The organism is Mucilaginibacter sp. P5_A4 (assembly GCF_056400605.1).
On record NZ_JBFUKX010000086.1, the window covers coordinates 1 to 10,447 of the forward strand.

General features: G+C 39.4%; 13 protein-coding genes and 1 tRNA gene. 4 read left to right on the top strand and 10 right to left on the bottom strand.

Annotated elements, in window-relative coordinates; genetic code table 11:
* Positions 1–186: 186 nt before the first annotated feature.
* From AC1DQW_RS26735 to AC1DQW_RS26755, 5 genes are all read right to left on the bottom strand, one after another.
* A complete protein-coding gene (locus AC1DQW_RS26735) occupies positions 187–624 on the bottom strand; it encodes a hypothetical protein (RefSeq protein ID WP_477456845.1) in 438 nt (145 codons plus the stop codon).
* Entirely contained in the window at positions 621–1,490 is an 870-nt protein-coding gene (locus tag AC1DQW_RS26740) for a relaxase/mobilization nuclease domain-containing protein (protein WP_477456846.1), read from the bottom strand. The genes AC1DQW_RS26735 and AC1DQW_RS26740 overlap by 4 nt, the downstream gene beginning before the upstream one ends.
* Positions 1,487–1,900 (bottom strand): plasmid mobilization protein, encoded by a 414-nt coding sequence (locus AC1DQW_RS26745; RefSeq protein ID WP_477456847.1) that lies wholly within the window; start codon positions 1,898–1,900, stop codon positions 1,487–1,489. The genes AC1DQW_RS26740 and AC1DQW_RS26745 overlap by 4 nt, the downstream gene beginning before the upstream one ends.
* Positions 1,901–2,102: 202 nt before the next feature.
* Entirely contained in the window at positions 2,103–2,450 is a 348-nt protein-coding gene (locus tag AC1DQW_RS26750; protein ID WP_477456848.1) for a helix-turn-helix domain-containing protein, read from the bottom strand.
* A gap of 97 nt (positions 2,451–2,547) precedes the next feature.
* A complete protein-coding gene (locus AC1DQW_RS26755; RefSeq protein WP_477456849.1) occupies positions 2,548–3,591 on the bottom strand; it encodes a hypothetical protein in 1,044 nt (347 codons plus the stop codon).
* A gap of 261 nt (positions 3,592–3,852) precedes the next feature.
* Here AC1DQW_RS26755 and AC1DQW_RS26760 point away from each other — a divergent pair, with 261 nt between their 5' ends.
* Positions 3,853–4,716, top strand: coding sequence for an endonuclease/exonuclease/phosphatase family protein (locus AC1DQW_RS26760; RefSeq protein ID WP_477456850.1), 864 nt, complete (start codon positions 3,853–3,855; stop codon positions 4,714–4,716).
* A 2-nt stretch (positions 4,717–4,718) separates the two neighbouring features.
* The gene (locus AC1DQW_RS26765) at positions 4,719–5,138 is read left to right on the top strand and encodes a hypothetical protein (RefSeq protein WP_477456851.1); all 420 of its coding nucleotides are present in this window, start codon (positions 4,719–4,721) and stop codon (positions 5,136–5,138) included.
* A gap of 474 nt (positions 5,139–5,612) precedes the next feature.
* Here the strand turns inward: AC1DQW_RS26765 and AC1DQW_RS26770 are convergent.
* Positions 5,613–5,686 (bottom strand) — tRNA-Asn (locus AC1DQW_RS26770).
* A gap of 86 nt (positions 5,687–5,772) precedes the next feature.
* Between AC1DQW_RS26770 and AC1DQW_RS26775 the strand changes: the two genes are divergently transcribed.
* Entirely contained in the window at positions 5,773–6,687 is a 915-nt protein-coding gene (locus AC1DQW_RS26775; protein WP_477456852.1) for a PfkB family carbohydrate kinase, read from the top strand.
* Between the two features lie 107 nt (positions 6,688–6,794).
* On the opposite strand, the gene AC1DQW_RS26780 is transcribed toward AC1DQW_RS26775, so the two are convergent.
* From AC1DQW_RS26780 to AC1DQW_RS26795, 4 genes are read right to left on the bottom strand one after another with little or no spacing between them, the layout of a single operon-like run.
* A complete protein-coding gene (locus AC1DQW_RS26780; protein ID WP_477456853.1) occupies positions 6,795–7,031 on the bottom strand; it encodes a cytochrome b5 domain-containing protein in 237 nt (78 codons plus the stop codon).
* Entirely contained in the window at positions 7,015–7,707 is a 693-nt protein-coding gene (locus tag AC1DQW_RS26785; RefSeq protein ID WP_477456854.1) for a lycopene cyclase domain-containing protein, read from the bottom strand. Before AC1DQW_RS26785 ends, AC1DQW_RS26780 begins: the two co-directional genes overlap by 17 nt.
* Entirely contained in the window at positions 7,704–8,246 is a 543-nt protein-coding gene (locus AC1DQW_RS26790; protein ID WP_477456855.1) for a hypothetical protein, read from the bottom strand. Before AC1DQW_RS26790 ends, AC1DQW_RS26785 begins: the two co-directional genes overlap by 4 nt.
* The gene (locus AC1DQW_RS26795; protein ID WP_477456856.1) at positions 8,246–9,082 is read right to left on the bottom strand and encodes a phytoene/squalene synthase family protein; all 837 of its coding nucleotides are present in this window, start codon (positions 9,080–9,082) and stop codon (positions 8,246–8,248) included. The genes AC1DQW_RS26790 and AC1DQW_RS26795 overlap by 1 nt, the downstream gene beginning before the upstream one ends.
* 164 nt (positions 9,083–9,246) lie before the next feature.
* Between AC1DQW_RS26795 and AC1DQW_RS26800 the strand changes: the two genes are divergently transcribed.
* Positions 9,247–10,447, top strand: a 1,201-nt coding sequence (locus AC1DQW_RS26800) for a phytoene desaturase family protein (RefSeq protein WP_477456857.1), incomplete at its 3' end; no start/stop codon positions are given.

The window sequence follows — 10,447 nt, forward strand, 5'->3', positions numbered from 1 at the left end:
GTGTTAAGTTGGATGATATGTAAACGCTATGTGCCATTACTTCGAGTGTCATTATAAGACCTAAAAAATGGGTCTTATCGTTACATTAAAAGTAAATATAGGTAGTTATTTTTAATAAACAATAACTATTTAGAGATTGATCGACAAACAAGCAGCCGCTTAATGACTGCTTGTTTACGTACTGATCTATTTGATAAGTTTATTCAACAACAAATAAACCATAATCAAAAAAACAAAACCCAATATGCCCCATACCATTATTTTGTAATATTCGGGGCTTCTCATTTGCTCCGGGAATATTTGAAACCTTATTTGCTTAGTAACCGGCTTAGGCCCCTTTTCAATAGTTTGATTGATGGTTAACAAACTACTGGCTAATGTTTGGTTAACCACTGAAAGATCTGGTTTTGGTGCCTGGACCTGTATATTGCCAAACTTAGTTTCAAAACTGTTGATTAATCTTTCAGTTTGCTTTTTACTGGCTTCAATAAACCGATCTTTTTCATCAAGCTTTTCTTTTTGCATACTCATAACGTCCTGCATCTGTTTGTTGTGCAAAAAAATCTCTTTAAGCATCTCTGTTAGCGTTATTTCATCCATTGGTGTTTCTTCCTGTGTTTTCATATGGAAATCCCTTTCGAATAGTTAAGTTTTTGTTCCTGTTGTTTAATTAATTCTTCCTGTTGCTTTTGCTCCTGTAGTCGTTGCTGCTGCATTTGCTGTTGTTTTAATAACTGTTCCTGTTTAAGCTTCTTTTCAATATCCATTAAAGCATAACCCACCTGACTGCCTTTGAAACGGACTTGTTGTTGATCTGTAAATACAATACCTCGCCCAAGCTCTACGGAGTAGCCTTGCTTTTCCATGTACTTTTTTAATGCTGATACATCTTTACATTGTTTAATAGCCTGGAATAAATGATTTTTTAAAGCCTCCTTCCGCTGGTCAACCCTCTTCTCTTGTGATACTCTTTGTTCGGGTCTTAAGAATCTATTTGGGCTTAATACTTTGGTTAGTTTATATTCCAGTTCCATCTTTCGGCAGTACTCTGCCATGCGTTTATAGCTATTGCTGTCACTGGCTGTTTTGCCATCATAACCGATACGGTTGGCGACAATATGCAGGTGCTGGTGTTGCCGGTCACTATGTTCAATCACTACGTACTGGTTATTATGAAACATAAACTCTTTAGCCAGCTTTTCAGCCATGTCAACTTTGTCCTGTGGATTTAATTTGCCCGCATCACCATGTGCGAAACTGACAGCTAAATGGAACACGGGCTTGCTGACATTTGGGTTAAGCTTACTCACTTCAATAAAATCACGGATCAGTTGCCGCTTATCGCCGAAGCATTGACTATAGGCAATCACCTCTGCCTGTTTCTTTTCCATTTCCTGTAACTGCATCGCCTTAGTTTGTTGCAAACGCCCCTCAAAAAGATAGTTAAGACACCCTCGAAAACTTTTACCAGTTCCTATTTTACCAATCATGATATAGCGTTTTTAATGTCCTTAACCAACGTTTGTAGGCTCCTGATCTCTTGGTTAAGCAAGGCTCTTTCCATCCCATTGAGATCGTTTCCCTGGTTACGCTTTTTAGCAAGCTGGTTAATATTGGCAGCAATATGATTCAATGTCCCGGTCAATTGCAGCACTGACCTCGGTAGCGTTCGTACCCTGATCACCGCCCGGTTGTGTAAACCAAGATCACGAAGAAATACGGACACTGTTTTTCCTACATTCCGGGCATTTGCCTGAATGATCTTTTTCTCCAAAAGGTTGCACATAACACTTAAAGCTTCGCTTTTTTTATGCGTCAACTTAGGGCGTCCACCCTTGTTGATTCTGGCCTTTTTTTCATTGCCAACCGTTCTACTTCTCTTTTTGATTAAGTCTTCCATAAGCTTAAATTCTCTCAAAAAATCCCCCCGAATGCGATAGCATGAGCGGGGGCCAGCGAGTTTCGGCAGGGCCGAAACATAGCTGGCTCCACTTTGGGGCTAATGCCCCTCGTGTTACCCGGATACTTTGTATCCGGGACTTGCGACTTTTCCATTTGGTTTGATTTTAGATTTCGGGCTAAAGCCCGAAATGCTTATTTGCTTAATAAGTTTTTGGCCTTTTTCGAGAGGCGGTCAACTGCTGTACCGCCTCTTCTCTGATTTCGTCCGCTGTCTTCTTCCGGCCAGACTTAATCCATTCCGTCAATTCCGATCGATAGAAATACAGCCGTTTACCGCGCTTATTCACGGGGATTTCTTTACGGCATACTTTGCTGTAAATTGTAGGTACGGACAGATTTAGAAATTTGGCAGCGTTAGAAATGGTCAGGAGTTCTTCGTGTTCGGGTGGCTGCTCATGCTGGTGAAGTAAAAGCTGTTCAATGCTTTCAAGCTTATCCTGAAGTTTGCTTACCGCTTGCGGTAATTGGTCAAATGTTAGTGTTTCCATTGCGCATTATTTGTTTAATGCTGCAATTTTAGCGGCTTGTTTTGCTGGGTTACAAGAGGGTAAACTGTAACCTCACTGCAACCCACTCATTTCTTTGTTATCTTTTGTTGCGAGGTGTTGGTAGGATATAAAATTTATCGTCCTTTTGTTCAATTTTTAGGATAGGGGATTTGCAGGGTCGGGTTTTGGTAGACATTAGACCGTTGAGATAGCCCTCTGTTAATTCCCTTGCTTCGGCGTGATTAGAAAGATAGTTAAATTTAGGAGCGATCCATCGCTCCAGGTCTGCCATCTGGCAACCTACGATAAGCCGGGCATCAAATAACTGCTTGAATACATCGGCCAACTGATTACCAAAACCACGAAACACAAGCGGTCTGTCGGGTGCCTCATCTGATAATAAAAGCCCCTCAAGTTTGGGGTGATCTGCGGAAACGAAATACTCTCTTAATAAGTCGAGCAATTGCGAAGCAATACCCGGTTTAAAAGTCGGGTAGCGATCTATTGATTTAGTGGGTGGTTCATTTTCAAACACCGCTTCCGGTGCTTTACTTATTTTTGGTTCTGTCGGCCCATCAGCCTGAATAGCTTCTTGCTTTTTACCATGAAGTGATTTTTGAAAATCTTCAAATGAAAGGTGTTCTTTGATCGAATTTTCAGCAGCATAGATTAGTTCCATCAAAAACTTCTCGCGTAACTTAACAGAATCGCCCAAGTCTTCAGCAAATTTGGAGGTCACTTCGACATCAGCACTATCAGATAGCAGATTATTCACAATAAACAAATATTCCAAACGGACTGAAAATATAAAAGAGCGGTCGTAAACCATCTTCATTTCCGAATAGTGCTGATTGTAATTCCCCCAAAAATCTTTAAACCGGCTGCGAACTTTAGATAATTCAATAAGTTGAAGTTTRATACGCTCTTTATCCAACGCTATCAGATCAATGAAAGCCATATCCTTTAACACCCTTAGTTCGCTCCTGTAAGAAAACGAATCATAGTATTGGGTTTGGTAGGTTAAATCATAGGTTTTAACACGCTTCTTTTCATTCGTGCCGGAATCCATTTGAATATTATCTTCGACAATACGCAGGTCAAAAGTTTGGATGCGGGTTAGAAATTCTTTTAAATGCTGCATAAGTTGACATTTCCTCAGCTATAAAATTAAATAATATAGCTTTTGTTTTCGAGCTGTGCAGATTCGGGAAGATCATCATATTACAATGTTAATCCAAAACTAATAAACTTGTTCGCGAGCGGTAATGTGGTACATAAGTTCATCAGCATATTATACTGAACTTTTGCAGCTCGGTACGGTTCCTTAGGTTGCAAGTAGAGAAAAATACATATTTTTGATTCAGTCATCTTATTTTGACTTTAGCCGCCACTTAATCTTAACATGGACGTAAGTTTTTTTACCTGGAATATCAAAAACAACAAGGACGCTAATTTCTTTAGTGATTTAAATTCGGAATTGGTGAAATGCAAAACCGATGTTTTAATATTACAGGAATGTTATAAAGAGCACCCTATCAAAGAGTTGACTGATTACTTCGAAATACCAGAATTTTTAAAACATCCAGATAGAAAATACGTCAGAATATTCTTAAAGAGAAAGACAACCCTAGCAAGAGATATGCCGACATCTAATCTGTCTAATAAACTTAGATGTATAAAATTAACTACCCCCAATGGCTATGATTTCAATTTGGTTGGTGTTCACCTATATAGCAAGACAGGAAGTGATGACGCTGACCAATTTGAACTCAATCTAACAACAGCATCCCTAATCACGCAATTCGAAGCATTGTCAAAAACAAAAAACACAATTGTAATCGGTGACTTAAACCACCATCCCTTCGATATCGACCTGCAAAGCACATTTATATTCAATTCATTAAATGACAGGCAGTTGATAAAAGCTCTGAAAACTAAAAGACATCTGTCAGTGGATTACCCATTCTACTATAATCCAATGTGGAACCTTTTAGGTGATCACAATTATAATGGAAATAATTTAAAGGTACCTGGTTCATTTTTTCGACATTCTGATAGGAAAAGCATATTTCATTGGAATTTATTGGATGGAGTATTATTAAGTACTCCAATGATGGATACCTTAAACTTAGAATCATTAAAAATTTTAACTTCAATAAACGGTAAAAATTTAGTGGATTATACCAAAGTATCAAACATCCTTTCTGTGCTTACTTCTGGATTTTCTGATCATTTACCAGTAATGTTTACTATCAAAACTAACTAATTATGAGCGATAAAATATGGAAGCTTGCTTCACAACCTAATCCTATTAAGAGTCCATATGAAATATTGCTGGAATATGGAAGAAGATTAAAAGAAGACACGAACGATTTGTTTTGGGGAGATATTGTGCAAACTGTAGAAGCAGAAGGTTTATTGTTATGGTCTTTCTATGTAATTGTTCCTGAGTTAAGAAATTACAGCCATCGGCTATTTGAAGTAAAGCAGCTGTCAATAGAAAAACCATATCCGGTTACAATGACATTGTTTGCGTTTGACCCCAAAAACAATCAGATTGAAACAAACGTTGGTTTTGAGAATTTCAAGACTAAATTGGAAGGATTTATTACTCATCCATTAACTGCTTATATTTTGAATGCTTTAAAAAATCAGTCTGATATTTTTAAAGAATATGGAGAAGAATAATGAAATTAAGTTGTATCACATTTAATATTGCTATCGTAAATATTGGATATAAGGGAATTTAACCGCAATCAAAAATTAGCACGCCCCGAAAAACGCTGCTAAATTGTGAAGGCTCTCTTTCTCTTTGAATAAATCCACTTTCTACAAAGGCACAAATAAAGTTGTTGTAAACGACAATGTTAAATTAAAATTACTCGGACTCATCTTCGCTGTCTGGATTTGAGAATTATAAGTACCCCAATTGTGAGTTCGCAAATTTCACAAAAAAACTCAATTACACTTAATCTAATGACCATTGCCGATTCCCAAGGTGCACCAAATCGTTAATTTCAGACTATAAATACTATGAAAAATTGTAACAAATAAAAATTACTTGTCTACCGCGAAGTGCAAATAATTCAAAAATGTGTGAGAAATGTGTGAGAAACAAAAAACCCCACTCGCCAGAGTGGGGTTAAATCATTGATTTTGAGGCTCCTGAGGCTGGGCTCGAACCAGCGACCCTCTGATTAACAGTCAGATGCTCTAACCAGCTGAGCTACTCAGGACTATTTTCCGTTTGGAGTGGTGCAAAAGTATAATTTCTGCGGTAATTTCACAATATTTGCGACAAAAAAAATTAAAAATATTTTACATGAGTTTGTTAGTTATTGGTACTGTGGCATTTGACGCTATTGAAACACCCTTTGGGAAGACAGAAAAAATCGTTGGCGGGTCGGCCACCTTTGCAAGTTTGGGCGCATCTTACTTTTACGATGATATAAATATAGTTGCTGTGGTAGGTGATGACTTTCCGAAAAGCGAAATCGAAGACCTTAATAAACACAATGTAGATACTGAGGGGCTGCAAATTAAAGAAGGCGAAAAATCATTTTTTTGGAGCGGCAAGTACCATAATGATATGAATAGCAGGGATACGCTGGTTACCGAACTGAATGTTTTGGCCGATTTTGACCCTATCATTCCCGATTCATACCAGGATTGCGAGTTCCTGATGCTGGGTAACTTATCGCCACAGGTACAACAAAGTGTTATAAACCGGTTAACCAACCGCCCCAAACTCATTGTAATGGATACCATGAACTTTTGGATGGACATTGCACTCGATGAGCTTTTAAAAACTATCAGCATGGTTGATATTTTAACTATTAATGATGCCGAGGCTCGCCAGCTATCAGGCGAATTCTCATTGGTTAAGGCGGCCCGCAAAATATTAACCATGGGACCTACATATCTCATCATTAAAAAAGGCGAGCATGGCGCCCTCCTTTTTCACGAGGATAAAATATTCAGCGCACCCGCCCTGCCACTGGCCGAAGTGTTTGATCCTACAGGCGCGGGCGACACCTTTGCCGGGGGATTTATTGGCTATATGGCCAAAGTGGGCACAGTGAGCTTTAATAACATCAAAAACGGGATCATCTTTGGCTCGGCACTGGCCTCATTCTGTGTTGAAAAATTTGGCTCCGAAAGATTAAGAAATTTATCGCAACGGGAAATTGCAGCCCGTATACAGGAGTTCATAAGCCTGGCAAAGTTTGAGTTATAAGAACCTCATGCAGCCAGCTCTAATGGAGAGGGTTTTTGATTTGCAGATTTGCATATATTTTGAAACCTACGAAGTTTCCAAAACTTCGTAGGTTTTCTATTTCGGGGCTATTTAAGTTTTCCTACTTTCTCAAATTTTTCAAACACCGTTTCTGTATGCGGAGCATCCACAAGTTCAGGTGTTAAATCCTGACCGGCCCAATGCTCATAGTGTTTGCCGTTTCTCCATAGGCGGCTTTCGGTTACATCGTATATAATGCCTTTATAGGCCACCCAGATCTGCGGCTTATCCTGCCCGTTACGAAGAGCAAGTTGTGACCGGGTATATTCAGGCAAGTGAGTCATTAGTTTTGTTTTTAGCCTTAAAATATTCAAAAAAGCCGATGTTCATCAACAGCAGGGCCATTAAATAAAAATGATCTTCCACAGGGATCGTCCCAGCCCTTATGCCTAAATTCTCGTTATTATTGTAAATTACTATCGGTATTGAGGTTAAAAAACCATTTACAATATAAAACGGGATAAGTGCAACTATATAAGCAATATAGAAGCTGTTAAGCCAATTTACCTTGATAGCGTATTGTAATATCAACATCAATACCAATAATAGCCCCAAAGTAATTGCTGTATAAATCCTGTCATAATAAAATATTAGCCCGGATATACATAACATAACTAATAAACTATTGATTATACGGGTTAACGGGGTATTTATACTCCACCTGGTGTAATAGTTTAAACAGGCATATATAAAAAGGCATGCGAATGGCACTGTTAAAAAAAACAAGACTTCCTCCAATGGTAATCCCCAAAAGGTTATGCCAATGATGTAATGCGAATTGAAAGCCCATACCCCTTTCTGGGTGAACAATACATCCCAAAACAAAAAGAACAGACCTGTTATCAGCATCCCCGGCCAGGTGAATTGCCAGCTTTTGTAAAAATGTACTTTTTTATCAAACGATAAAACAACCGGAAAAAACACCGTAAGTAGGTTTATAAGCAGGTAAGTGTATTTCACTTTAATTCGGCTAAATGTTTATTCAGGTCATCATTTTGAGCTTGTGTGCAACGTTTGGATTGGATCAGAAATTTAATTATGGCAACGGTAAGCTCCTTATCGGCAGTGCCATAATTTTTTTTATCTAACTGGGCAATAATATCTTCCCTGTCGGCAGCCAGATCTTTATTAAAACCTAAAAAACCGGGTACATTATGCTCAATAGAAAAACGCATAAACCGGATCTCTATATTATGCGGATCGGCATTTACAGCTGCTTTAAGAGTGGTTTCAGCGTTATTTAAATACTTGAACTTAAGGTAGGGGTTCCAGGAATGTTTGGCTTTTAATGCCAGCAAAGTCCCTTTGTAACCGCAAACCAGTCCTGTAGGGTTCTTTATAGCGGTCAGGTTTTTGTACAATGAATCGGTGGTTTTGCTGTTATCTATAGCTATTACCAACTGCTTGCGTATGTTTTTTAGATTGAGGTCATCAGCCTTTACGTTTTGTGCAATCAGCAATAAAAAAAACGGGACTAAAAAAAATACACGTTGCTTCATCAAATCACATTTAGTTTTTGTTGCAATACAGCTTTAACGTATAATCCTATTTTGCGGGTATCAGAAATACGGATTCTTTTTTGAAGGATAACATTTGCCGGTGTATAGCTTATTTTTTTAAACAATTGCAGGTAGTATACATAGGCAATATAAACACCCAGCCGAGTACCGTTGGGTAACCGTTGTATACCCTTAAAGGCCTCGTTGAAATCCTTCTGAATGTCTTCCTGGATGCCTATTTTATCCTGCTCGGTAAAATTATTAAAATCAACACCTGGGAAATAGGTTCGGCCACGCTCTTTAAAATCCGACCTTATGTCGCGTAAGAAATTTACCTTTTGAAAAGCCGCACCCAGGCTTCGGGCCTGGGGCAACAGCACATGGTAAAGGCCATCGTCATTATTAGTAAAAACCCGCAGGCACATCAACCCAATTGCCTCCGCCGACCCATAAATATAAGTGTTATACTTTTCGCAATCATACTGTTTTTGGTCGAGGTCCATTTCCATCGAGCGTAAAAAAGCATCTATCAGGTGGTGGTCGATAGCATACCTGGTAATCACCTGTTGAAAAGAATGAATAACCGGGTTAAGGCTGATGCCATCTTCAATTGCCTTAAAAGTTTCCTTGCGAAAATCACTGATGAGCTGCAATTTATTATGTTCATGAAAGGTATCCACAATCTCGTCGGCATATCTTACAAAACCATAAATGGCATAAATAGGATAACGGAAACACTTATCAAATGCCCTTATCCCCAAACTGAAAGAAGTGCTGTATTTTTGGGTGATTAACTTACTGCATTCAAAACAGGTCTCATCGTACAGTTTCATCATTTGCAATGCCGTTGTGTTCAAAAATACAAAATCGCATCCGTATTGTTTTTTATCCGCACAAAACAATTTACCTTACACGAAGATTGGGTTCGGGGTGCGTGTTACGAGGGGCGGGATTAGGGCGGTTACAGCAAACGCGAACCTGGCAACAGGAACCACTACAAATGAACAATAATAAGCACATCATCGTTATAGGAGCGGGTTTTGCCGGCTTGTCAGCTGCCTGCGTTTTGGCTAAAGAGGGGTTTAAGGTTACCATACTTGAAAAGAATAACCAGCCGGGCGGCAGGGCAGGGGTTTGGGAGCAGGATGGCTTTAAGTTTGATATGGGCCCCAGCTGGTATTGGATGCCCGATGTAATCGAAAACTTTTTCGCGCTGTTTGGCAAAAAAACATCCGATTATTACCAGTTGGAGCGCTTAGATCCGGGCTACCGTGTTTATTTTGGCAAGGATGATATTATGGATGTGCCTGCTGAGATGGAAGAGTTGGAAGCCCTTTTTGAACAAACAGAGCCCGGCAGCAGCACAGGGTTAAAGGAATTTTTAAAACAGGCCGCCTACAAATACAAAGTTGGCATGGGCGAATATGTATTTCGCCCTTCGCATTCCATAACCGAATTTATCGATTTTAATCTTATCAAAAAAAGTTTCAGTCTGCAGTTGCTGGGTAGTATGAGCAGGCATGTGCGCAAATATTTTAAAAGTCCTAAGCTGATAAAGCTATTGGAGTTCCCGGTGCTGTTTCTTGGCGCTACTCCACAAAATACACCGGCCATGTACAGCATGATGAACTATGCCGACCTTGCCCTGGGCACCTGGTACCCCCAGGGTGGCATGAACGAAATTGTAAAAGCCATGGTAAGCCTTGCAGAAGAACTTGGCGTGGAAATAAAGCTGGATACTGAAGTAACCAAACTTGATGTTGAAAATAAGCAGGTAAATAGTGTACAAACCAATAAAGGTGTTTTTTATGCGGATTTTGTGATAGCCGGCGCCGATTATGAGCACGTTGATCAACACTTGTTAGATAAGCAGCACCAAAACTATACAGCGCAATATTGGGATAGCCGAACGATGTCGCCATCAAGCCTGTTATTTTATATTGGCACCGATAGAAAAGTGGTGGGTATCAAACATCACAATTTATTTTTTGATGAAGATTTTGAGCTGCATGCCAAAGAGATATATACCACACCAGTGTGGCCTACCAATCCGCTGTTTTATGTTTGCTGTACCTCAAAAACAGATAGCAACGCAGCGCCCGAGGGGGGCGAAAACCTTTTCTTCCTGATGCCTATAGCACCGGGGTTGCATGATGACTGTGTCTTATACACATCTCCGAGCCCACGAGACTATAGAACAT